This is a genomic window from Micromonospora sp. WMMD736, from assembly GCF_049179015.1.
GTDB lineage: Bacteria > Actinomycetota > Actinomycetes > Mycobacteriales > Micromonosporaceae > Micromonospora.
The window spans coordinates 2,961,557-2,983,565 of record NZ_JBMHMI010000001.1 but is presented as its reverse complement, the minus strand read 5'-3'; the positions used below and the strand labels follow the sequence as shown (position 1 = coordinate 2,983,565).

At 72.8% G+C, this 22,009-nt stretch carries 26 protein-coding genes and 1 riboswitch; of the genes, 19 read left to right on the top strand and 7 right to left on the bottom strand.

The features are described from left to right. Complete coding sequence (locus ACN269_RS12895) at positions 1 to 735, top strand: 16S rRNA (uracil(1498)-N(3))-methyltransferase (RefSeq protein ID WP_421472678.1); 735 nt, start codon at positions 1 to 3, stop codon at positions 733 to 735. 43 nt (positions 736 to 778) lie between these two features. Here ACN269_RS12895 and ACN269_RS12890 read toward each other — a convergent pair whose 3' ends face one another. After that, positions 779 to 1,540, bottom strand: coding sequence for an SDR family NAD(P)-dependent oxidoreductase (locus tag ACN269_RS12890; protein WP_421472677.1), 762 nt, complete (start codon positions 1,538 to 1,540; stop codon positions 779 to 781). A 171-nt stretch (positions 1,541 to 1,711) separates the two neighbouring features. Between ACN269_RS12890 and ACN269_RS12885 the strand changes: the two genes are divergently transcribed. The 11 genes from ACN269_RS12885 to ACN269_RS12835 all read left to right on the top strand — a co-directional run bounded on the left by ACN269_RS12885 (position 1,712) and on the right by ACN269_RS12835 (position 10,699). After that, positions 1,712 to 1,888 (top strand): hypothetical protein, encoded by a 177-nt coding sequence (locus ACN269_RS12885; RefSeq protein WP_421472676.1) that lies wholly within the window; start codon positions 1,712 to 1,714, stop codon positions 1,886 to 1,888. A 10-nt stretch (positions 1,889 to 1,898) separates the two neighbouring features. Then, positions 1,899 to 2,768, top strand: coding sequence for a PhzF family phenazine biosynthesis protein (locus ACN269_RS12880; RefSeq protein WP_421472675.1), 870 nt, complete (start codon positions 1,899 to 1,901; stop codon positions 2,766 to 2,768). A 109-nt stretch (positions 2,769 to 2,877) separates the two neighbouring features. Continuing rightward, positions 2,878 to 3,258, top strand: a complete 381-nt coding sequence (locus tag ACN269_RS12875; protein ID WP_421472674.1) for a winged helix-turn-helix transcriptional regulator — start codon at positions 2,878 to 2,880, stop codon at positions 3,256 to 3,258. 139 nt (positions 3,259 to 3,397) lie between these two features. Then, positions 3,398 to 3,757: a histidine triad nucleotide-binding protein gene (locus tag ACN269_RS12870; RefSeq protein WP_421472673.1), complete on the top strand. Its 360-nt coding sequence runs from the start codon at positions 3,398 to 3,400 to the stop codon at positions 3,755 to 3,757. Beyond that, positions 3,754 to 5,130 carry a serine hydrolase domain-containing protein gene (locus ACN269_RS12865; protein WP_421472672.1) on the top strand — a complete coding sequence of 459 codons (1,377 nt, stop codon included), beginning with the start codon at positions 3,754 to 3,756 and terminating at the stop codon, positions 5,128 to 5,130. Before ACN269_RS12870 ends, ACN269_RS12865 begins: the two co-directional genes overlap by 4 nt. Positions 5,131 to 5,261: 131 nt before the next feature. Beyond that, positions 5,262 to 6,320, top strand: coding sequence for a PhoH family protein (locus tag ACN269_RS12860; protein WP_421472671.1), 1,059 nt, complete (start codon positions 5,262 to 5,264; stop codon positions 6,318 to 6,320). 15 nt (positions 6,321 to 6,335) lie between these two features. After that, complete coding sequence (gene ybeY / locus ACN269_RS12855; protein WP_355053215.1) at positions 6,336 to 6,809, top strand: rRNA maturation RNase YbeY; 474 nt, start codon at positions 6,336 to 6,338, stop codon at positions 6,807 to 6,809. Then, the gene (locus ACN269_RS12850; protein ID WP_421476308.1) at positions 6,785 to 8,209 is read left to right on the top strand and encodes a hemolysin family protein; all 1,425 of its coding nucleotides are present in this window, start codon (positions 6,785 to 6,787) and stop codon (positions 8,207 to 8,209) included. The genes ybeY and ACN269_RS12850 overlap by 25 nt, the downstream gene beginning before the upstream one ends. Further along, positions 8,202 to 8,588, top strand: coding sequence for a cytidine deaminase (locus tag ACN269_RS12845; RefSeq protein ID WP_421472670.1), 387 nt, complete (start codon positions 8,202 to 8,204; stop codon positions 8,586 to 8,588). The genes ACN269_RS12850 and ACN269_RS12845 overlap by 8 nt, the downstream gene beginning before the upstream one ends. After that, the gene (gene era, locus ACN269_RS12840; RefSeq protein WP_421472669.1) at positions 8,585 to 9,490 is read left to right on the top strand and encodes a GTPase Era; all 906 of its coding nucleotides are present in this window, start codon (positions 8,585 to 8,587) and stop codon (positions 9,488 to 9,490) included. Before ACN269_RS12845 ends, era begins: the two co-directional genes overlap by 4 nt. Before the next feature lie 75 nt (positions 9,491 to 9,565). Beyond that, the gene (locus ACN269_RS12835) at positions 9,566 to 10,699 is read left to right on the top strand and encodes an acyltransferase family protein (RefSeq protein ID WP_421472668.1); all 1,134 of its coding nucleotides are present in this window, start codon (positions 9,566 to 9,568) and stop codon (positions 10,697 to 10,699) included. On the opposite strand, the gene ACN269_RS12830 is transcribed toward ACN269_RS12835, so the two are convergent. After that, the gene (locus ACN269_RS12830) at positions 10,686 to 11,492 is read right to left on the bottom strand and encodes a DUF4097 family beta strand repeat-containing protein (RefSeq protein ID WP_421472667.1); all 807 of its coding nucleotides are present in this window, start codon (positions 11,490 to 11,492) and stop codon (positions 10,686 to 10,688) included. The genes ACN269_RS12835 and ACN269_RS12830 overlap by 14 nt on opposite strands. 102 nt (positions 11,493 to 11,594) lie before the next feature. Here ACN269_RS12830 and recO point away from each other — a divergent pair, with 102 nt between their 5' ends. The 5 genes from recO (at position 11,595) to ACN269_RS12805 (ending at position 14,874) form a co-directional block, all read left to right on the top strand. Continuing rightward, the gene (recO, locus tag ACN269_RS12825) at positions 11,595 to 12,512 is read left to right on the top strand and encodes a DNA repair protein RecO (protein WP_421472666.1); all 918 of its coding nucleotides are present in this window, start codon (positions 11,595 to 11,597) and stop codon (positions 12,510 to 12,512) included. Continuing rightward, positions 12,509 to 13,321: an isoprenyl transferase gene (locus ACN269_RS12820; protein WP_357133255.1), complete on the top strand. Its 813-nt coding sequence runs from the start codon at positions 12,509 to 12,511 to the stop codon at positions 13,319 to 13,321. The genes recO and ACN269_RS12820 overlap by 4 nt, the downstream gene beginning before the upstream one ends. Before the next feature lie 68 nt (positions 13,322 to 13,389). After that, positions 13,390 to 13,575 (top strand): hypothetical protein, encoded by a 186-nt coding sequence (locus tag ACN269_RS12815; RefSeq protein ID WP_421472665.1) that lies wholly within the window; start codon positions 13,390 to 13,392, stop codon positions 13,573 to 13,575. A 313-nt stretch (positions 13,576 to 13,888) separates the two neighbouring features. Next, positions 13,889 to 14,116 carry a thioredoxin reductase gene (locus tag ACN269_RS12810; RefSeq protein ID WP_421472664.1) on the top strand — a complete coding sequence of 76 codons (228 nt, stop codon included), beginning with the start codon at positions 13,889 to 13,891 and terminating at the stop codon, positions 14,114 to 14,116. Next, positions 14,113 to 14,874 carry a pirin family protein gene (locus tag ACN269_RS12805; protein WP_421472663.1) on the top strand — a complete coding sequence of 254 codons (762 nt, stop codon included), beginning with the start codon at positions 14,113 to 14,115 and terminating at the stop codon, positions 14,872 to 14,874. The genes ACN269_RS12810 and ACN269_RS12805 overlap by 4 nt, the downstream gene beginning before the upstream one ends. Before the next feature lie 231 nt (positions 14,875 to 15,105). On the opposite strand, the gene gndA is transcribed toward ACN269_RS12805, so the two are convergent. Together gndA and ACN269_RS12795 are read right to left on the bottom strand one after the other, a co-directional pair. Next, entirely contained in the window at positions 15,106 to 16,548 is a 1,443-nt protein-coding gene (gndA, locus tag ACN269_RS12800) for an NADP-dependent phosphogluconate dehydrogenase (RefSeq protein ID WP_421472662.1), read from the bottom strand. A gap of 143 nt (positions 16,549 to 16,691) precedes the next feature. After that, on the bottom strand, positions 16,692 to 16,988 hold the full coding sequence (locus tag ACN269_RS12795) for an MTH1187 family thiamine-binding protein (protein ID WP_421472661.1): 297 nt from the start codon (positions 16,986 to 16,988) through the stop codon (positions 16,692 to 16,694). A 291-nt stretch (positions 16,989 to 17,279) separates the two neighbouring features. Here ACN269_RS12795 and ACN269_RS12790 point away from each other — a divergent pair, with 291 nt between their 5' ends. Next, on the top strand, positions 17,280 to 17,672 hold the full coding sequence (locus ACN269_RS12790) for a hypothetical protein (RefSeq protein WP_421472660.1): 393 nt from the start codon (positions 17,280 to 17,282) through the stop codon (positions 17,670 to 17,672). Between the two features lie 219 nt (positions 17,673 to 17,891). Here ACN269_RS12790 and ACN269_RS12785 read toward each other — a convergent pair whose 3' ends face one another. The 3 genes from ACN269_RS12785 to ACN269_RS12775 all read right to left on the bottom strand — a co-directional run bounded on the left by ACN269_RS12785 (position 17,892) and on the right by ACN269_RS12775 (position 20,887). Next, positions 17,892 to 18,692 (bottom strand): energy-coupling factor transporter transmembrane component T family protein, encoded by an 801-nt coding sequence (locus tag ACN269_RS12785; RefSeq protein ID WP_421472659.1) that lies wholly within the window; start codon positions 18,690 to 18,692, stop codon positions 17,892 to 17,894. A gap of 91 nt (positions 18,693 to 18,783) precedes the next feature. Continuing rightward, positions 18,784 to 20,196 carry an ABC transporter ATP-binding protein gene (locus ACN269_RS12780; RefSeq protein ID WP_421472658.1) on the bottom strand — a complete coding sequence of 471 codons (1,413 nt, stop codon included), beginning with the start codon at positions 20,194 to 20,196 and terminating at the stop codon, positions 18,784 to 18,786. A gap of 103 nt (positions 20,197 to 20,299) precedes the next feature. After that, a complete protein-coding gene (locus ACN269_RS12775) occupies positions 20,300 to 20,887 on the bottom strand; it encodes an ECF transporter S component (RefSeq protein ID WP_421472657.1) in 588 nt (195 codons plus the stop codon). 77 nt (positions 20,888 to 20,964) lie between these two features. Further along, a riboswitch (TPP riboswitch) is annotated at positions 20,965 to 21,069 on the bottom strand. 109 nt (positions 21,070 to 21,178) lie between these two features. Between ACN269_RS12775 and ACN269_RS12770 the strand changes: the two genes are divergently transcribed. Further along, the gene (locus ACN269_RS12770) at positions 21,179 to 22,009 is read left to right on the top strand and encodes an alpha/beta fold hydrolase (RefSeq protein ID WP_421472656.1); all 831 of its coding nucleotides are present in this window, start codon (positions 21,179 to 21,181) and stop codon (positions 22,007 to 22,009) included.

Genomic DNA, 22,009 nt, shown 5'->3' with positions numbered 1-22,009 from the left:
GTGTCGGCGCCGCTGTTCCTCGTCGACGCGCTGCCCACCGGTGACGCGTTGACGCTCGACGGCCCGGAGGGGCACCACGCCGCCACCGTGCAGCGGCTGCGCGTCGGCGAGGAGCTGCTGCTCGCCGACGGTCGGGGCGGCACGGCCGCCGCCGTGGTCACGGCCGTCGGCCGGGGCAGCCTGGAGGTCACCGTGACCTCCCGGGGGTACGCGGACGCGCCCGTACCCCGGATCGTCATCGTGCAGGGCATCGCCAAGGGTGACCGGGGCGAGCTGGCCGTGCAGGCGATGACCGAGGTCGGGGTGGACGAGATCGTGCCCTGGGCGGCGTCGCGCTCGGTGGCCCAGTGGCGCGGCGACCGGGGCGTACGCGCCCGCGAGAAGTGGGTCGCCACCGCCCGCGAGGCGGCGAAGCAGGCCCGCCGGCCCTGGCTGCCCGTCGTGGCCGGCGCACCGGACGAGTCCACCGCCACGGTCGCCCGCCGGATCGCCGACGCCGCCGCCGGGTTCGTCCTGCACGAGGAGGCCGACGAACCGCTGACCGGGGTCGACCTGCCGTCGGGCGGGGAGATCGTCCTCGTCGTCGGCCCGGAGGGCGGCATCGCCCCGGCCGAACTCACCGCCTTCCGCGAGGCGGGCGGCCGGCCGGTACGCCTCGGACCGGAGGTGCTGCGTACCTCCACGGCCGGCGTGGCCGCGCTCAGCGTGCTCGCCACCCGCCTCGGCCGCTGGTAGCTGGTGTGACCCGCCGCTCGCGGGACGGTGGTCCGGCCGTGGGTCAGCTGCGCAGGTACGAAGCGCCGTTGAGGTCGACGATCGTGCCGGAGGCCCACTCGGCCTCGGGCGAGGCCAGCCAGTGCACCGCGGCCGCGATCTCCTCCGGTCGAGCCACCCGGTCGAACGGGCTCTGCGCCCGGATCGCCGCGCCCCGCTCACCGCGCAGGTGCTCGGTCGTCATGTCGGTCGCCACGAAGCCCGGGGCCACCGTGGCGACCGTGATGCCGTACGGCGCGAGCGCCACGGCGAGGGACTGACCGAGCGCGTTCAGCCCCGCCTTGCTGGCGCCGTACGCCGGCTGCTCCGGTTCGCCCCGGAACGCGCCCCGGGACGACACGTTGACGATCCGGCCACCCCGCTCGCGCAGGTGCTGGGCGGCGCACCAGATCACGTTTCCCGCACCGGTCAGGTTGGTGTCCAGCACCTGCCGCCAGCGAGCCTGCCACTCCTCGTACGAGGTGCCGAAGATCGGGTGCGGCACGTCCCGGTCGCCGTACGTGCCGGCGTTGTTGACCAGCACGTCCAGGCCGCCGAGCTGTTCGGCGGCCCGGTCGACCATGCCGCGTACCGCGTCCGGGTCGGTGAGGTCGGCGCGGACCACCACGTGCCCCGACCCGGGCAGCCCGGCGCGCAGCTCCTCGGCCGCCCCGGCGGAGTCGCGGTGGTGGATGGCCACCCGGTCCCCACCTGCGGCGAACGCCTGCACCACCGCCCGACCGATGCCGCGCGAGGACCCCGTCACCAGAATCGCCCGATCCGTCATGCCGGCCATCCTGCCTCAGCCGTGCCGTCCGTGCTCACCCGGTCGCCGCAGTGGCCGACGGTGGACGCACCGGTGCTCCCACCCCTGTTGACGCTTCGATATCCGAAACAGTAACGTCCACGTCCGTCGATTCGATTTTCGAAGCAACGGGGGGCTGCTGCGGAGAAGGCGGTGTTGTTCGATGTCGACGGTGTGCTCGTCGATTCGTACCCTGCGTACCGCCGGGTCTGGAGCCGGTGGGCGACGTACCGCAACCTCGACCCCGACCTGGTCTGGTCCCACACCCATGGCCGCCGGCCGGTCGACAGCGGCCAGGTCCGGCGCGGCAAACCCGCTCCAGAGGGCTGAAGGTGGGTCGATGTTCTGGCCGGAGGTCACGCTGGTCGATGCCTGTGTGCGGCGCGACGGCGAGGGTGGGAGCCCCACTGCCGTCACCCACGACGATCCGGCGGCGACGGACGCCGACCGGTGTGCGGTGGCTGCCACGGCCGGCACGTCGCACGCGGCGTTCGTCGGCCCGGGGCGGACGCGGGACGGCGCCTGGCCGGTCCGGTTCTTCACCGTCACCACCGAGCTGTCCGGCTGCGGCCACGGCACCGTCGCCGCGCAGGCCGTCCGGTTGACCCGCAGCGGGCGTGATGAGCTCAATGATCGCCAACACACCGGCGGGCGCACGTTCGACACCGTCGCGATCCGCCAACCCGCCGGCATCGAGGTGTGGTTCGACCAAGGCCTCGTCGCACTGCGTCACCCGGCACCGAACGAGCGGACCGCGATCGTCGAAGCGCTCGGACTCGCGGCGGACGATCCGCATCCGGAAGACGCGCCACGGATCGCCGCGCCGGGGGCACCCCGCATGCTGGTACCGGTCCGCGACCGGTCGGCGCTGGACCTAGTCAACCCACATCTCGGCAGGCTGGCTACGGCGTGCCGGCGGTACGGGCTCCTCGGCTGTTTCGTCTACGTACCGCCGGTGGGCGACCGACCGGCCGCGGCGCGGATGTTCGCGCCGGCCGTCGGTGTCGACGAGGACGTCGCCAACGCCAACAGCGCCGGCTGCCTCGCCGCCCACCTGCTCGACTCGACAGCCGCACGATCGGTCGCGATCGAGGTGGAGCAGGGCGACACTCTCGGTCGACCGGCCAGCGTGCTCGCTTCGGCCCGACGCGGGCCTGCGGGCATCACGGCCCGGGTCGGCGGGTTGGCGGTGGTCCGTGGCGAAGGCTGACGCGACGACGTGATCGCCGCACGCAGCCACGTGGTCGCTTCGGATGTCGAAGCACGATGCCGAACGCTGCTGTAGCGGACATCGAAGCACCGAGAGGGGCGGTAAGGCGATGACGGTGCCCAGGCCGGGCCAGCCGGTACGCGGATCGAGTACCGGACGACCCCTCATGGCCGCCCTCGACCTGTTCGGCCGCCGGTGGAACCTGCGCCTCGTCTGGGAGCTGCAGCACGGGCCGCTCGGGTTCCGCGCATTGCAGCAGCGCTGCGACAACATGTCGTCAAGCGTCCTGCGGCAACGGCTGACTGAGCTACTCGACGCCCGTCTCGTCGCCCAGCAGCCGGACACGGCCTACACGCTCACCGACCTGGGGCGCGGCGCCTACCAGGCACTGCGCCCGCTCGTCCGCTGGTCCCACGCATGGGCCTCGGCGCTGAGCGAGGACGCGGAGGTACCCGTGGTTCGGGAGGATCGGAGCCGCCCACTCCATTGAGCGTGATGCCGGTCGGTCATCAAGATGACGCACAGGCATCAGGCTCGACATGTGTCCGCCGCCCGCCCGCGAAGGCCGCAGCGCTCCGTCGGGCGCATGGTGTGCCGCACCGCACGCCCCTGGTCCCTACACTGCCCCGATGGGATCCGACTGCCTGTTCTGCCGCATCGTCGCCGGGGAGATCCCGGCCACCGTGGTCCGCGAGACCGACACCACGCTCGCCTTCCGCGACATCGACCCGAAGGCCCCGGTGCACGTCCTGGTCATTCCCAAGGAGCACTACGCGGACGTCGCCGCCCTGGCCGAGGGTGACCCGGCGCTCGCCGGGGCAGTGCTGGCCACGGCCGCCGACGTGGCCGAGGACGAGGGGCTGCTCGGCGACGGCTTCCGGCTGATGTTCAACACCGGGGCGTACGGCGGGCAGGAGGTGTTCCACGCGCACGCCCACCTGCTCGGCGGTGCGCCCCTCGGCCCGATGCTCGCCCGGGACCTGACGTGACGGCCGGCCCCGACACGTACACCCGGTTGGTTCGTCGGGTGCAGGCCGACGCCCGCGTCCCGGCGGTGTCGGCGGCGCTGCACCGGGCCGACCGCCCGCTGTGGAGCTGCACCGTCGGGGGCACCGGCACCGACAGCGCGCTGGGACCGCAGACCCAGTTCCGGATCGGCTCGGTCACCAAGACCTTCACGGCGGTGCTCACCCTCCAGTGCCGCGACGACGGGCTGCTGGATCTGGACGACCCGGTGGGTCGGCACCTGGACCTGCCGGCGCACGGTGAGCTGACCGTACGCCGGCTGCTCTCGCACACCGCCGGTCTGCAACGCGAACCGTTCGGCGACGTCTGGGACACCCTGGACGCGCCGGACGTCGCGCGCTTGGTGGCCGAGTTGGGCCGGGCCGAGCGGGTGCTGCCGCCGGGCCGACGGTTCCACTACTCCAACCTCGGTATGGCCGTGCTCGGCCTGCTGGTCGGTCGGCTGCGCGGCGGCACCTGGGGCGAGGTGCTCGCCGAGCGGGTGCTGACGCCGCTGGGGCTGACCGACACGACCGTGACCCCACAGCCCTCGGCGGCCACCGGGTTCCTGGTCGACGCGTACTCCGACGAGGCGCACCCCGAGCCGCCCACCGACTTCGGCGCGGTCGGCCCGGCCGCCCAGCTCTGGAGCACCGCGCCGGACATGGCCCGCTGGGCGGCGTTCCTCGCCGACCCGGCGGAGCTCGACCCGACCGGGGCGGTTCTCGCCCCGACCACGCTGGACGAGATGCGCTGGCCGGCGACCACCACCGACGAGACGCTCTGGGGCGCGGGCTTCGGACTCGGCCTGATCCTCGTCCCGCAGGGCGAGCGCGTGGTGCACGTGGGGCACGACGGGGCGATGCCCGGATTCCTCGCCGGGGTGTACGGCCGCCGGGGCGGCGACGGCACCGCCGGGGCGATGGGAGCCGCGGTGCTCGGCTCGTCCGGTACCGCGACCGAGCTGTTCGACCTGCCGCACCGGTTGCTCGCGGAGGCGGTCGCGCACGACCCGGCCGACATCCTGCCGTGGACGCCCGGCGCGGCCGCCCCGGCCGCCCTGCGGGGGGTGCTCGGTCGCTGGTGGGGTGAGGGTTTCGAGTACGTCTTCTCCTGGCGCGACGGCACGCTGCGGGCGCAGGGCGTGGGCGACCCGCCGGGCCGTCCACCGGCGGTCTTCGCACCGCTGCCGGACCGGCCGGACGTGTTCCGGACGGTCTCCGGCCGGGAGGTCGGCGAGCTGCTGCGGCTGACCCGCGACGAGGCTCGGACGGTGGTCCGGATGCACTGGGCGACCTACCGGTTCACCCGTCACCAGGAGACCTTCGACGGGTACGACTTCCGGGCCGGTAGTTGATCGCGGCCAGCGGAAATGGGCGCGATGCGGCCCGCGTTGACCCGATACGATGGGTGTAACGTCCGCACGCCGTGCCAGCAGGGCCGGCGCAGAGATCGAGAGCAGGTGCGCAGGGCCCCTCGGCCCGACCTATGACTGGCACCCCACCTCCCGGCCCGCCCCGGGTGCAGACCAGGATCACCGTGCCCGACCCCAAGATCATGGTCAATCTGCTGGGCGCGGGTGACGAGATCCTGCGCCTCGTCGAACGCTCGGTCGCCAGTGACGTGCACGTCCGCGGCAACGAGATCACCATCACCGGCGCCCCCGCCGACAACGCCCTCGCCGAGCGGGTCTTCAGTGAGCTGCTCGAACTCATCGAGAAAGGCGAGATCCTGACCACTGACGCCGTCCGGCGTACCGTCGGCATGCTCGAGCAGGGCAGCGCCGAGCGGCCCGCCGAGGTCCTGACCCTCGACATCCTCTCCCGCCGTGGGCGCACCATCCGCCCGAAGACGCTCGGGCAGAAGCGGTACGTCGACGCGATCGACTCGCACACCATCGTCTTCGGCATCGGTCCGGCTGGTACCGGCAAGACGTACCTGGCCATGGCGAAGGCCGTCCAGGCGTTGCAGGCGAAGCAGGTCAACCGAATCATCCTGACCCGGCCGGCGGTCGAGGCCGGCGAGCGGCTGGGCTTCCTGCCCGGCACGCTCAACGAGAAGATCGACCCGTACCTGCGCCCGCTCTACGACGCGCTGCACGACATGCTCGACCCGGAGTCGATCCCGAAGCTGATGGCCGCCGGCACGATCGAGGTCGCCCCGCTGGCGTACATGCGCGGTCGGACCCTCAACGACGCCTTCATCATCCTGGACGAGGCGCAGAACACCACGCCCGAGCAGATGAAGATGTTCCTCACCCGGCTCGGCTTCAACTCCAAGATCGTCGTGACGGGTGACATCACCCAGGTGGACCTTCCCGGCGGGACGAGCAGCGGGCTGCGCGTCGTCCGGGAGATCCTGGGAAACGTCGACGACGTGCACTTCGCCCAGTTGTCCAGCTCCGACGTGGTACGCCACCGGCTGGTCGGGGAGATCGTCGACGCGTACGCCCGCTGGGACGCCGAGCGGGAGAACCAGCAGGCGCAGGGCGTTCACGCCGTGCCCGGGCGACCCGCCCAGGGCGGCCGGGCCGGCCGTCGCCGCTAAAGCAGAGGAAAGCAGTTGTCCATCGAGATCGCCAACGAGTCCGGTGTCGACGTCGACACCGACGCCGTGCTCGCCGTCGCCCGGCACGCCCTCGACGAGATGGGGGTCAACCCCCTCGCCGAGCTGTCCGTGCTGCTGGTCGACATCGACTACATGACCGAGCTGAACCACCGCTGGATGGGCGGGGACGGCCCGACCGACGTCCTCGCCTTCCCGATGGACGAGGGAAGCGTCGACCACGGCCCGGGCGAGTCCGCCCCGGCCGGCGGCGAGCCGGCCCTGCTCGGCGACATCGTGCTCTGCCCCGAGGTGGCGGCCAAGCAGGCCGCGACCGCCGGGCACGCCCCGGCCGACGAGCTGCACCTGCTCACCGTGCACGGGGTGCTGCACCTGCTCGGGTACGACCACGCGGAGCCGGAGGAGGAACGGGAGATGTTCGGCCTCCAGGCACGGCTGCTGGCGAGCTGGCGGTCGACCCGTACCCCGTGATGTCCACTCCCGTGTTACTCGCGATCGGCCCCACGGCCGGTCTTCCCGACCTGCAACTGATCGTCTTCGCGGCCGGCCTGGTGGTGCTGGCCGGTGTGATCGCGATGACCGAGGCGGCGCTCGCCGCGGTCTCGCCGGCCCGGGCCGCCGAACTGGCCCGGGACGGCGTACGCGGTGCCCGTACCCTCCAGGCCGTGGCCGGGGACGTCGTCCGGCACCTCAACCTGCTGCTGTTGTTGCGGCTGCTCGCCGAGCTGACCGCCACCACGCTGGTGGCGCTGGTCGCGGTGGACAGCTTCGGTGCGGGTTGGCGTGCCGCGCTGGTCACCGCGGGCGCGATGACGGTGGTCAGCTTCGTGGTGGTCGGTGTCGCGCCGCGCACCATCGGTCGGCAGCACGCGTACGCCGTGGGTCGGGCGGTCGCGCCGCTGGTCCGCTGGCTGGGTCGCGCGCTCAACCCGCTCGCGTCGCTGCTCATCCTGATCGGCAACGCCGTCACCCCCGGGCGCGGCTTCCGGGAGGGGCCGTTCGCCAGCCAGGTGGAGCTGCGTGAGCTGGTCGACCTGGCCGAGCAGCGTGGTGTCGTGGAGCACGGCGAGCGTCAGATGATCCACTCGGTCTTCGCGCTCGGTGACACCATCGCCCGCGAGGTGATGGTGCCGCGTACCGAGATGGTGTGGATCGAGGAGGGTAAGACCCTGGCCCAGGCGCTGGTGCTCTTCCTGCGCTCGGGCTTCTCCCGCATCCCGGTCATCGGCGAGAGCGTCGACGACGTCCTCGGGGTGCTCTACCTGAAGGACCTGATCCGCCGGTCGCGCGGCGGCGATCCCGGCGCCGAGCAGGTGCCGGTGGCTGAGCTGATGCGCCCGGCGACCTTCGTGCCGGAGTCCAAGCCGGTCGACGACCTGCTGTCGGAGATGCAGGCGGCCCGCAACCACCTGGTCATCGTGGTCGACGAGTACGGCGGCACCGGCGGCCTCGTCACGATCGAGGACATCCTGGAGGAGATCGTCGGTGAGATCACCGACGAGTACGATGTCGAACGCCCGCCGGTCGAACACCTCGCGGACTCCTCGGTACGGGTCACGGCCCGCCTGCCGGTGGAGAACCTGGGCGAGCTGTTCGACACCGACCTGCCCACCGACGAGGTGGAGACGGTCGGTGGCCTGCTCGCCCAGTCGCTGGGGCGGGTGCCGATCCCCGGGGCGCAGGCCGAGGTGGCCGGCCTCCGGCTGGTGGCCGAGGGCACCACCGGTCGACGCAACCGGATCGACACCGTCCTGGTGAGCAGGGTGGAGTCGGGCGACGAGCAGGACGCCACCGGGCGCGGCGACCACGCCGGCGCCGGCAGCGACCCGAACCACTACCGAGACGACGAGAGGCAAGCCGCCGATGCCTGAGACACCCGCCGCGCCCACCGCCCGGCCCGCCCCCGGCGCGTCGGCGCCACTGAGCGCCGAGGACGGCAAGCTCGTCGTCCTGGCCCGGGGCGCCCGTGCGCGGGTCGGTGCCGTGGAGGGCGCCGCGGTCCGGGATCAGGACGGTCGGACGTACGCGGCGGCGAGCGTGGCGTTGCCCTCGCTGACCCTCACCGCGCTGCAGTTGGCGGTGGCCTCGGCGGTCGCCGCCGGGGCGAGCCGGCTGGAGGCGGCGGCGGTGGTGACCGAGGCGTCGACGCTCGACGGCGCGGGGCACGCGGTGGTGCGTGACCTCTCGCCGGACGCGCCGATCCACGTCGCCGCCCCGGACGGCACGGTCCTCGGCACGGTGACCGAATGAGCCCGGTGCGCGACCCGGAGGCACGCCCGTACCGGGCCGGGTTCGGCTGTTTCGTCGGCCGACCCAACGCGGGCAAGTCCACCCTGACCAACGCCATCGTCGGCACCAAGATCGCGATCACGTCGAACAAGCCGCAGACCACCCGGCACGTCATCCGGGCGGTGCTGCACCGCCCGGAGTCGCAGCTGGTCCTGGTGGACACGCCGGGCCTGCACCGACCCCGTACGCTGCTCGGCGAGCGCCTCAACGACCTGGTCCGCTCCACCTGGACCGAGGTCGACGTCATCGGCCTGTGCATCCCGGCGGACGAGCCGGTCGGGCGCGGCGACCGGTTCATCACGGGCGAGCTGGCCGAGCTGAAGGCGACCGTGCTGGCGGTTGTCACCAAGACCGACCTGGTGGACAAGCGTCGGTTGGCCGAGCAGTTGCTCGCGGTCAGCGAGCTGGGGGAGTTCGCCGAGATCGTGCCGGTGAGCGCGGTCTCCGGGCACCAGGTGGACACCCTCGTCGACGTGATGACGAACTACCTGCCGCCGTCGCCGCAGCTCTACCCGGACGACATGCTGACCGACGATCCGGAGCAGGTGCTGGTCGCGGAGCTGATCCGGGAGGCCGCGCTGGAGGGTGTGCGCGACGAGCTGCCGCACTCCATCGCCGTGGTGGTGGAGGAGATGATCCCCGAGGGCCAGCTCATGAAGATCTACGCCGACGTGTACGTGGAGCGGCCCAGCCAGAAGGCGATCGTGCTCGGCCACCGGGCCAGTCGGCTCAAGGAGGTCGGCACCACCGCCCGCCGGCAGATCGAGGAGCTGCTCGGCTCACGGGTCTACCTCGACCTGCACGTCCGGGTCGCGAAGGACTGGCAACGCGACCCACGGCAGTTGCGCAAGCTGGGTTTCTGAGGCGTCGTTTGGCGCGTGCGCCGCGCCGGGTAGGGGAGAGGGCAATCCCCGCGCCCCCGATCCAGATGCAGGCTGATGCGCAACAGATACCTCGATCTGCTCCGTTTCCTGGCCATCGTCCGAGTCGTCGTCTACCACGTCACCGGGTGGGCGACCCTCACCCTGGTGTTCCCCGCCATGTCGGTGATGTTCGCGCTGGCCGGCTCGCTGATGGCCGCGTCGCTCGTCCGGTCCGGCCCGGCGGCGGTCGGCCGTCGGCTGCGCCGCCTGCTGCCGTCGCTGTGGGTGGTGGCGGTGATCTTCGTGCCGGCCATGCTGTTCACCGGGTTGTCGCTGTCCCCCCGGGTGCTGCTGTGGCTGTTCCCGGTCGCCGACCCGCCGGCCAACTACTGGGGCGCCCTGGCGCTGAGCGTCATCTGGTACCTGCGCGACTACCTCTGGTTCGTGCTCGCCTCGCCGGTCGCGTTCTGGCTGTTCCGGCGGGCTCCGCTGCCCACCCTGCTGGCCCCGTACCTGCTGCTGGTAGCCATCGAGGCGGGCATCTACCCGGCGCCTACCGTCGTCCGCGAGTTCGGCCTGTACTTCGGCGCGTGGCTGCTCGGCTTCGCCCACCAGGCCGGGATGCTGCGCCGCCTCACCGGCCGGGTGCTGTATCCGCTCGCGCTGGCCCTCGCCGTCGTCGGCGGGGCCTGGATCGTCACGCATCCCGGGCCACGGGGGTACGACCTCAACGACAACCACCTGGGCAACGCCCTCTGGTCGGCCGCCTTCATCCTGGTCGTCCTGGGCCGGGCGCCGGCCGGGGTGGCCTGGCTGTCGCGCAGCCGGCTGGCCGACCGGGCGGTGACCGTGGTCAACCGGCGGGCGCTCACCATCTACCTCTGGCACATGCCGTTCGTGGTGGCGCTTACCCCGCTCGTCGACGTGGTCGGCTGGTCCCACCAGGACCCGGTGGGACTGGCGGTACGGGTGCTGCTGGTCTTCGTGCTGGTCGGCTTGGTCACCCTGGCCGTCGGCTGGGTCGAGGACGTCGCCGCCCGCCGCCGGCCGGAACTGGTGCCCGTCGGCTCGCCGACCCCGACCGGTCCGTCGGCCCCCTCGGACGACGGACCGGCGGGTCGGCCCGGAGCCGGTACGACCGTCGGGCGGGCCGTCGTGCCGGCGCAGCGGGCCGGTGAGGCGGCGACCGTCGAGATCACCGCTGGCTGATGGTCACGTCGCCGCTGCCGGCGGAGCCGTCGAGCACCAGGGACGCCGCCGGGTCGTCCGCCACGGTGATCCGCGCGTCGCCGGAGCCGGTGCTGGAGCGGACCCGGTAGCTGCCCGCCGGTACGAGGACGGTGACATCACCGCTGGAGGCGTGCGCCCGTGCCGAGGTCGGCGTCTCCAACTCGACGGTCACGTTGCCCGAGCCGGCCTCGGCATCCGTCGCGCCGGCCAGGCGGCGGGCGTTGACGTCGCCGGAGCCGGCCCGCAGTCGTACCGTCGAACCGGCCTCGCTCAGGTCGATGTTGCCCGAGCCGGTCTCCACGTCGAGCGCCCCCGTGACCTCGGTGATCCGCACGTCGCCCGAGCCCAGCCGCAGTTTCACCGTGCCCACCTTGGTCAGCTCGACGTCTCCGGAGCCGCTGTCGCCCTGTACGTTCACGCCCGCCGGAACGGTCACCTCGTACGAGACGCTGCACCGGTCACCGCAGTCGGTGTTCAACACCAACTCGCTGTCCTTGATCTCGTACCGCGCCTTGGGCTCGCCGCCCTGGTAGCGCACCACCCGCTTGATCCGCGCCTCGCCGGCCGCGCCGGTGCCTCGGATGATCACGTCGCCGGAGCCACCGTCCACCCGGATGGTGGTGATCTTCACCGGCTCGGTGTCGTCGTAGTCGAGCCGGCGGAACGACAGGTTGTCGCACCCGGCCAGCAGGATGAGGGCGGTGGACAACCCCAACGCGACGGGCGCGGTGGCGCGGCGACGACGGGCGGCGGTGGTCTGGTGCAGTGCCATGGCCAGCACGCTACGGCCGGCCGTCGGCCCGGCGCATCGGGGTTCATCCTCGCGTCCACCCCGAAGCGACCCTGATTTCACACCCCGAGGGAGAATGGTCCGATGGCCGGGTACCGCCGACAGCTCTACCGCGACGACGCGGTGGTGCTGCGCGTGCAGAAGCTCGGCGAGTCCGACCGGATCATCACCCTGCTGACCCGCCGGCACGGTCGGCTGCGGGCGGTGGCCCGGGGGGTCCGGCGCACCATGAGCAAGTTCGGCGCCCGGCTGGAGCCGTTCGGTCACGTCGACCTGCAACTCGCCGGTGACCCCAAGGGCAACCACGGCAGCTCGCTGCACACCGTCAGCCAGGTCGAGGGCATCGACCTGTACGGCAAGCGGTTCCTCGGCGACTACCCCCGCTACACGGCGGCCAGCGCGATCGCCGAGACCGCCGAGCGGCTGACCCCCGTCGAGCGGGAACCGTCGCTGCGGCTGTTCCAGCTCACGGTGGGGGCGTTGAAGGCGTTGTCCCGGGGCGAGCACGACACCACCCTGGTGCTCGACGCGTACCTGCTGCGGGGGATGGCCCTCGCCGGCTGGGCGCCGGCGCTGACCGCCTGCGCGGTCTGCGGCACCCCCGGGCGGCACCGCGCGTTCTCCGTGCCGGCCGGCGGCGCGGTCTGCCCGGACTGCCGGCCGCCCGGCGCGGCCCACCCCGCGCCGGCCACCATCGACCTGATGTCCGCGCTGACCACCGGCGACTGGGTGGTCGCCGATGCCACCGACACCGGGGTACGACGGGAGTGCAGCGGCCTGGTGGCGGCGCACCTCCAGTGGCACCTGGAACGCGCGTTACGCTCGCTGCCGCTGGTCGACCGGAGCACCACCCCGGTCGCCGGTACGGTCCCACCGCCGGGCGGCGGCGGGGCGGGGATACTCCGGCCGGGCGGTGACGTCGGGTCCGGGGCTGCGATGCTCCGGCCGGGCGGTGACGTCGGGTCCGGAGCGGACGGCACGAGCAGGGAGAGAGCCGAGTGATCCGATCGACGAGGTCCGGTCGGCGCGAGCCGACACCACCGACGCCCCACCCGTCCGGCGCGCGGCCGCCGGCGCTGCCCGCGGGGGCGGTGCCGAAGCACGTGGCCATCGTGATGGACGGCAACGGTCGGTGGGCCAAGGACCGTGGGCTGCCCCGCACCAAGGGGCACGAGGCGGGGGAGCACAGCCTCTTCGACACCATCGAGGGCGCCATCGAGATGGGCATCCCCTACCTGTCGGCGTACGCCTTCTCCACCGAGAACTGGCGGCGCTCGCCCGACGAGGTCCGGTTCCTGATGGGGTTCAACCGGGACGTCATCCGTCGACGCCGCGACCAGCTGGTCGACCTGGGCGTCCGGGTGGTGTGGTCCGGCCGGCCCGGCCGGTTGTGGAAGAGCGTCATCTCCGAGCTGCAGACCGCCGAGGAGATGTCCCGCGACAACTCCACGTTGACCCTGCAGTTCTGCGTCAACTACGGCGGGCACGCCGAGATCGGTGACGCCGCCGCCGCGATCGCCCGGGACGTGGCCGCCGGTCGACTGGACCCGGCGAAGGTCACCGAGAAGACCGTCGCGAAGTACCTCTACCACCCCGAGATCCCGGAGGTGGATCTGTTCCTGCGGCCCTCCGGCGAGGAGCGGATCTCCAACTTCCTGCTCTGGCAGACCGCGTACGCCGAACTGGTCTTCCTCGACACGCTCTGGCCGGACTTCGACCGCCGTCACCTCTGGTACGCGTGCGAGCTGTACGCCCAGCGGGACCGGCGCTTCGGGGGCGCGCTGCCCAACCCGGTGGCGCCGACGGCCTGAGCGAGGCTTACCCACACGTCACGCTGGGTATCAGGAACGTCAGGAGCCACTGACGGAGGTGAACCCACATGATCCAGAAGCGCATTGCCCAGTGGGCGGTGATGGCCGTCGCGGCGCCACTGGCCGCGGCCGGCGCGCGTCGGCTCAGCCACACCCTGGAGGCCCGCCGTGGTCCCTCCGGGGCGACCCGGCTGCTGACGAAGGGCGCGGACCTGATCCGCCCGCAGAAAGCCAAGCGCCGCCGATTCTGGTAACGCAAGAGCAACCCCCGAGGCGCCGCCCCGCACAACGTGCAGGGCGGCGCCTCGCCCCGTACCCCACCCCACCCCGACCCTCACCCCACCCCACCCCGCGCGACTTCCTCCGCGATGAGGCCCGCCGATCTTGCACTTTCCGTGGTGACAAAAGCCATGGAAGCGGACTTGTCGACCACCATAAGTGCAAGATCGGCGGGGCTCGGCAGGGGTGGGGTGGGGGTTGGTTGTTCTGGGGTTTGGGGCGGTGGGGGCCGGTAGGGTCCGAGAGGGAGGCGGGACCTGTCGAGTGGATGGGTGGGGGTGGGTGGGTGTGCGGGATCTGCGGTACAAGATGATCATGGCGTTGAACGCGGCCGACCTGGGTGGCCCGATCTGTGAGCAGGTCGCCGAGATCTGTGCCGAGATCGCCGAGCAGCACTGCGCCGAGTTCGGTCACACGCCCGCGCTGCGCACCGGTGAGATCGCCGAACTGGCCACCGGAGAGCCGGCGCTGACCTGGGCGCCGTCGATTCCCGACGCTGGGCAGCGTGCCTGGTGACGGCACCCGCCCCGGCGGTCGACGTACGCCGCGCCGAGGACCGCTTCGCCACCCGGATCTCCTGGCTGGACTCGAAGCACTCCTTCTCGTTCTCCCGGCACTACGACCCGGCCAACACCCACCATGGGCTGCTGCTGGTCAACAACGACGACGTGGTCCGGCCGGGCGCCGGCTTCGAGACCCATCCCCACCAGGACATGGAGATCGTCACCTGGGTGCTGCGGGGTTCACTCGTGCACCAGGACTCCACCGGCCACTCCGGCGTGATCTATCCGGGCCTGGCGCAGCGGATGAGCGCCGGCACCGGCATCCTGCACTCGGAGAAGAACGACGCCTGGCGGCTGAACAACCAGCAGCCGCACAGCGACCCCGTGCACTTCGTGCAGATGTGGGTGCTCCCCGACGAGCAGGGCGTGGACCCCGGCTACGAACAGTTGGAGATCGAGGACGAGTTGCTGCGCGGCGGCCTGGTCCCGATCGCCTCCGGGATGGACCGCTACGACGGTGCGTCCGCCATCCGGATCCGCAACCGGTACGCAACCCTGCACGCTGCCCGTCTCCGCCCCGGCGACGAGGTCACCATCCCCGACGCGCCCTTCGTGCACGTGTACGTGCCCAACGGCACGGTCACCCTGGAGGGCAGCGGTCCACTCGGCACCGGTGACGCGGCCCGGCTCACCATGACCGGCGGTCGACGGCTCAGCGCCGACGACCCGGCGGAGATCCTCGTGTGGGAAATGCACGCCACGATCAACTGACGGGTGGGCACGTCGTCGCGCCGTCGGTCAGCCGCCGCCACAGCCCGCCACAGCCCGGCGCCGCCCGCCGTCTCCCATGATCGCGCTCGAACATGGATGTAGTGGCCTCCCTGCATTGCGGAGGCCACTACATCATGGTTTGAGCACGATCTTGCCGTGGGCCGTGGGCCGTGGGCCGTGGGCCGTGGGCCGTGGGCCGTGGGCCGTGGGCCGTGGGCCGTGGGCCGTGCGTTACGCCGGGGACTCCGTCTTGTCGGCGGCCCAGGTGGTGTGGAACGAGCCCTCGCGGTCCACGCGCTGGTAGGTGTGTGCGCCGAAGTTGTCCCGCAGGCCCTGGATCAGCGCGGCGGGGAGTCGCTCGGCCCGCAGCGCGTCGAAGTACGCGAGCGACGACGAGAACGCCGGCGTCGGGACACCCGCCTGCGCGGCGTCGGCCACCACCCGCCGCCAGCTCGGCACGCCCGCGCTGACCGCCTCGGCGAAGTACGGCGCCACCAGCAGCGTCGGCAGGTCGGGCTGCTCGTCGTACGCCTCGCGGATCCGGTTCAGGAAGCGGGCCCGGATGATGCAGCCACCGCGCCAGATGGTCGCCGTACCGCCCAGGTCGATGTCCCAGTTGAACTCGCTGCTGCCGGCCCGGATGTGGTCGAAACCCTGGGCGTACGCGACGATCTTGGAAGCGAGCAGCGCCCGGCGGACGTCCTCGACGAACGCGTCCCGGTCGGCCACCTGCCACTTCTCGCCGGCGTCCGGGAAGGCCCGGCGGGCCGCCTCGCGCTGGTCGACATGCCCGGACAGCGAACGCGCGAACGTCGCCTCGGCGATCCCGGTGATCGGGATGCCCAGGTCAAGGGCGCTCTGCACGGTCCACCGGCCGGTGCCCTTCTGCTCGGCCCGGTCCTGCACGATGTCGACGAAAGCGCGGCCGGTCGCCGCGTCGGTGTGCGCCAACACGTCGGCGGTGATCTCGATGAGGAACGACTCCAGCTCGCCGCTGTTCCACTCGCGGAAGATCTCCGCGATCTCGGCCGGGGTGGCGTCCAAGCCGGCCCGCAGCAGGTCGTACGCCTCGGCGATGAGCTGCATGTCGGCGTACTCGATGCCGTTGTGCACCATCTTGACGAAGTGCCCGGCGCCGTCCGGCCCGACGTGCGTGCAGCACGGCACACCGTCCACCTGGGCGGCGATCTTCTCGAACATCGGCCCGAGCTTGGCGTACGACTCGGTCGAGCCACCCGGCATGATGCTCGGGCCGAGCAGCGCGCCCTCCTCGCCGCCGGAGACGCCGGTGCCGCTAAAGTGCAGCCCCTGCGCGCGCAGTGACTCCTCGCGGCGGCGGGTGTCGGCGAAGTGGGCGTTGCCACAGTCGACGATGATGTCGCCCTCGTCCAGCAGCGGAACCAGCTCGTCGATCACCGCGTCGGTGGGCGCGCCGGCCTTGACCATCACGATCACCGCGCGGGGACGCTCCAGCGACGCCACGAAGTCGGCCATCGTCTCACCGGGCACAAAGGTGCCCTCATCGCCGTGCTCCGCGACGAGGCTGCGGGTGCGTTCCGGGGACCGGTTGTGCACCGCCACGGTGAAGCCGTTGCGGGCCAGGTTGCGGGCCAGGTTGCGGCCCATCACCGCCAGCCCGGTCACGCCGATCTGCGCTGTCGCCTGCTGAGCCATTCGTGCCGCCACCTCTCGCCGTCGAACTGTCCCTGCGACGGTATCGCGGCATCCGGGATCACGGGCAGGTCGTCCCACGGCGGGTCACCGCCTGGTCGCGGCCCGTCCGTCCACCGCGTCCACCGGACGACCGAGGTCCACGCTCACTCCTGGGCCAGGCGTTCCTCCACCCGCGCCACCTTCGCGGTGAGCGCGTCGGTGACTCCCGGCCGGACGTCGGCCTTGAGGACGACGCTCACCCGGGGCGCCTGCGCGGCCACCACGTCGACGGCCCGCTTCACCACCGCCATCACCTCGTCCCACTCACCCTCGACGGTGGTGAACATGGCATCGGTCCGGTTCGGCAGACCGGACTCGCGGACCACCCGTACCGCCTCTGCCACGAGGTCGCCCACGGAGTCGCCGCCGCCCAGCGGGGTGATCGAGAACGCGATCAGCATCTGCTGATCGTGCCAGTAAATTCGGATGCGCGTCTTCCCAGCCGGTGGTTAGGGTTCCGGCATGCGTAACTGACGCCCCACTTCCGAGCCGGTCCGCCGCCCCGCGTCGCGGTCCGTGCGCTCCCGGGCGTCGCGCGTCTTTCTCCCCGCCATGCGGCGGCGTCGAGCCTGCCTGATCCCCGGTGAGCAGTCCCTTCCCACCGACCGTCGCACCGCGACGGTCACCAGCCGATCCGACCGACCGCCGGAGCGCGGGACCGGCCGCGACGGTCGGCACCGAAGGAGGCCCGGATGCCCGCCAGGCGTAACCCGAAGAAGTCCCGTACCCCGAAGACCACCCCGTCCGGAAGGATCCCGGCGGCCGACCACGGCCCGGCCGGCCCCGCTGCCGGGGGCGAGCCGGCGTGGCCGGCGGCGCTGGTCGAGCCGGCGCTGCCGGCGGCGCTGGTCGACCCGGCGGCGACCGTCGAGCCCGTGCGGCCCGTAGCTGTCCCGGCCGACATGGCGCTGCCGGTCGATGTGCCGGCGGCGGTCGACGCGCCTGCGGTGGAGGACCTGCCGACGCCGGCCCGGCGACCGTCCGCGCCCACGGCCGGACCGCCGACGGGCGGCGGCAACTGCTCGGCCGGCGGCCGCAGTCAGCCGGCGGGCCAGACCCGCCGCTACGCGTTCCGGCGTAGCTGACCGAGCCGCCCGGGCGCCGGTCCGTAACAGCAACTTCAGGGATGTTGTGGCCACCCACACGGACGAGGCCACAACATCCCTGAAGTTGCGCGGATCTTGCCGGCGGCTCGCCGGCCGGCGGCTCGCCGGCCGGCGGGCGGGGGCCGGCGTGCGGGGGCCCGGCGCGGGGCGGCCGGGAGTGCCCTGGACGGGCGCGCGGTGGCGCGGCGCGGGGCGGTGTCAGCCGAGTAGGGGGCGGAAGGTGCCGGCCAAGATGCTCGTCGTCAGGGCGGCGCCGGCCAGCGCCGCCGCGCCGACGACGAGCAGCGTGTCGGCGAGTACGAAGCGCTGCCGGCGGGCCACGGTACGGGGTGTGCCGGCGTCGAATCCGCGCGCGTCCATCGCGACGGCCAGCCGGGTACCTCGACGGATCGCCCCGACCAGCAGCGCGAACGCCGTGGACGCGAAGAGTCGTAGCTTGGCCACGGGATTGCGTCCCGCGTCGACGCCGCGTGCCCGGCGGGCCATGCTGATCATCTGCCACTCCTGTTCGAGCAGCGGTACGAGCCGGAACGCGGCCAGCGCCCCGATGGCGAACCGGGCCGGTGCCTTCGCGTTCTGGATCAACGCGTCCGCCAGGTCGGTCGGGTCGGTGGTGGCGAAGACGATCACGCCGGGCAGGGCCACCGCGAAGATCCGCAGCACCAGGCCGAGCGCGGTCAGCAGCACACCGGTACTCACCAGCACCGGCCCGGCGTCCAGCAGCACGCGGCCGGACTGGTCGGCGGCGAAGAGCACCAGGGTGACCAGGATGCCGACGGCGCTGAGCAGCAGCGGCAGCGCCCGCCGGGCCAGCACCCGGTAGCGCAGGCCGAACAGCGGCAGCACGGCGAGTTCGACGGCGATGGCGACCGCGGGCGCCACCGGGTCGAGCGTGGCCAGCAGGGTGAACGAGAAGACCAGCGCGGCGGCGAGCTTCGCCACCGGGTTGCGCCGGGCCAGCGGCGCTCCGGGCCTGGCGACCGGCTCGATGCCGATCATCGGCGCTCCGCCCGTCCGGCGTCGAGGCGTCGGTCGCCGCGCGCCACCCCGTCGACGACCGCTCCGAGGCGTCGGTCGCGCGCCACCGTCCTCACGACCGCTCCAGGGTGACGGTGCGGTCGGCGAGCGCGGCGACGAAGTCCGGGTCGTGGGTGACGCTGACGACGCCGTGTCCGGCGTCGCGCAGGTCGGCGAAGAGGTCGACCAGCTCGCCCCAGGTGCGCCGGTCCTGGCCGAAGGTGGGTTCGTCGCAGATCAGCACGCGGGGCGCGGTGGCCAGGGCCGTCGCCACGCTGAGGCGTCGCGCCTCCCCACCGGAGAGGGTGTACGGGTTGGCCGCCGCGAGCCGGGTCAGTCGTAACCGTTCGAGCAGCGTGGCCACCGTCTCCGTGACGGCCGCATCGGGTTGACCCGTGCGGCGTGGGCCGAGCGCCAGCTCGTCGAAGACGGTGCCGGTGACGAACTGGTGCTCCGGGTCCTGGAAGACCGACCCGATCCGGCGGGCCAGCACGGGCGCGCGCCAGCGGTGCGGGGGAGTGCGCTGGTGGGTGCCGGCCAACTCGGCCGAGGCGGTGACCCGGCCGGTGCCCGGTTTGAGCAGTCCGCCGAGCAGCAGCGCCAGGGTGGACTTGCCGGCCCCGTTCGGTCCGCGGACGGCGAGGGCCTCTCCGGCGCGTACCGTCAGATCGGTGGGGCCCAGCCGGGACGGCAGGCCGAGCCGGTCGGCGGTGAGCAACACGTCGCCGGCGGCGGTGGTGGCCCGGCGCGGCGCGATGGGGTGACCGGGCACCCAGACGCCCTCGGCGGCGAGGGCGTCGCCGTGCAGGGCGAAGACCGCGTCGGGTGGTCCGTCGGCGCGGACGCCGCCGCCGGGCGCCAGGACGACCACCCGGTCCACCAGCGGCAACGCCTCGGCGACCCGGTGTTCGACGAGGATCAGGGTGGTGTCGGCGTCCAGTGCGCCCGCCACCGCGCCCCGGACCAGGGCGGCTCCGTCCGGGTCGAGGTTGGCGGTGGGCTCGTCGAGCAGCAGCAGGCCGGGCCGCAGCGCCAGCGCGCCGGCCAGGGCGAGGCGTTGCTGTTCGCCGCCGGAGAGGGCGGCCGTGTTGCGTTCCCTGGGGTACGGGAAGCCGACCCGCCGCAGCGCCTCGTCGACGCGCGACCAGATCTCGTCCGTGGGTACGCCCCGGTTCTCCAAGCCGAACGCGACGTCGTCTCCGGTGCGCGCCATGACCAACTGGGTCTGCGGGTCCTGGAAGACGATGCCGACCCGTTCCCGGGCCTTGTGGGCGTCGAGCCCGTCGATCTCGACGGTGCCCTCCTGCTCACCGGAGTCCTCCGGCAGCAGCCCGGCGAGCGCGGCGAGCAGCGTGCTCTTGCCGGCCCCCGAGGGCCCGAGCAGCAGTACCCGCTCCCCGTCCGCCACCCGCAGATCCACCCCGCGCAGCGCCCACGCCCGCCGCCCGGCGTGCCGCCACCCAAACCCTCGCAGCAGTACCCCCACCGCCCCTCCTCCCGGGTCGCCGTCGTCGTTGATCAAGAGGTTCGCGTCAGATCTCCGCCTCGCGGTGACGCCAACCTCTTGATCAACGAGGTAAGGGCAGGTTCTAGACCAGGGCGCGGGTTCGGCCGGACGGGAGGCGGTCCAGGGCGCCGGTGTTGGCCAGGGCGCGGGTGAGGGCCCAGCCGCCGACGCCCGCGATGACCGTGGCGCTGACGATGGTGAGCAGCGCGTACGGGATGCGGTAGTTGACCAGCTCGGTCTCGCTGTTCCAGACGAAGAAGTCGAACAGGGCCGCGCTGAGGCCGGTCAGCGCGCCGGCCAGCACGGCGGTCGGCAGGCGGTACGACCGGTACCGGAAGGCGGCGAACGCCAGCTCGGCCCCGATGCCCTGCACGATGCCCTGCGGGATGACCGTGCCGGCCCACTGGCTGCCCAGCAGCGCGGAGACGACCGCGGCCACGGTCTCGCAGTAGAGTGCCGCGCCCGGCTTGCGGATGACCAGCCCGCCGACCACGGCCGGCATCAGCCACACGCCGTAGATCAGCGTCTGCGCGGGCGGGAAGAAGACGAACGCGCCCTCGGTGGCGCTCCACACCAGGCCCCAGGCCCAGAAGATGACGCCGAAGGCGACCGCGATCACCGAGGCGACCACGATGTCGATCGTGCGCCAACGGTTGGTGGTGTTGTTCATGCTGTGCTCCCAGTTCAGTGGAACGAACCAGGAGAAGACGCACGCCGCGCGTCCGGTGGCACCGGACCCACGGCGCGGCTGGAGGTCGACCGAACTCCCTGCGCTGGCATTACCCAGATCAGGTTCGAGGGTCTGCGGGCGTGCCCGCACTCTCAGCGCTGTGCGCTCCCCTGTCGGATGTGAAGTTGTCTCGCTGACGCTAGCACCGACCAGGGGTAACAGCCCAGCAGGGCGTCGCGCCGGCCCGCGCATCCGGGGCCGGCGCGGCGGCGGCTGGGTAGGCTCACGATCATGCAGGTCGACGCGCGGGGTCTGACGTTCGAGGTACGCACCGGCGGCCCGTCCGACGGCGCCCCCGTGCTGCTGCTGCACGGGTTTCCGCAGCACAGCGGCGAGTGGGACGAGGTGGTGCCGCCGCTGCACGCCGCCGGCCTGCGCACGTACGCGCTGGACCAGCGGGGCTACTCGCCGGGCGCGCGCCCCGCCGAGGTGGCGGCGTACCGCATCCCCGAGCTGGTCGCCGACGCGGTCGCGGTGCTCGACGCGCTCGGTCTCGACGCCGTGCACCTCGTCGGCCACGACTGGGGCGCGGTCGTGGCCTGGGCGGTGGCCGCCGCGCACCCGCAGCGGGTCCGGACGCTGACCGCGGTGTCGGTGCCGCACCCGGCGGCCATGGCACACGCGCTCGCCACCGACGGCCAACAGAAGGCCCGCTCGTCGTACATCGCGCTGTTCCGCAAGCCGGGCAAGGCCGAGAAGGTGCTGTTGGCGTGGCACGCGACGGCGCTGCGCAAGCTGCTGGGCGGAGTGGGCGACGCCGCCCGGGTGAACCGCTACGCCGACCCGATGCGCGAGCCGGGCGCGCTCACCGCCGCCCTGAACTGGTATCGGGCCATGTCCCGCGCCGACCTGGCCGCCGTCGGCCCGGTCGCCGTACCGACCAGTTACGTGTGGAGCGACCGGGACGTCGCGATCGGCCGGACCGCCGCCGAGGCGTGCGCCGCCCACGTCACCGGCGACTACCTCTTCGTACCCCTGACCGGGGTGAGCCACTGGATCCCGGACGCCGCGCCCGCCGCGCTGGCCGAGGCGGTCCTGGCCCGGGCCGCCGGGACGGCCTGA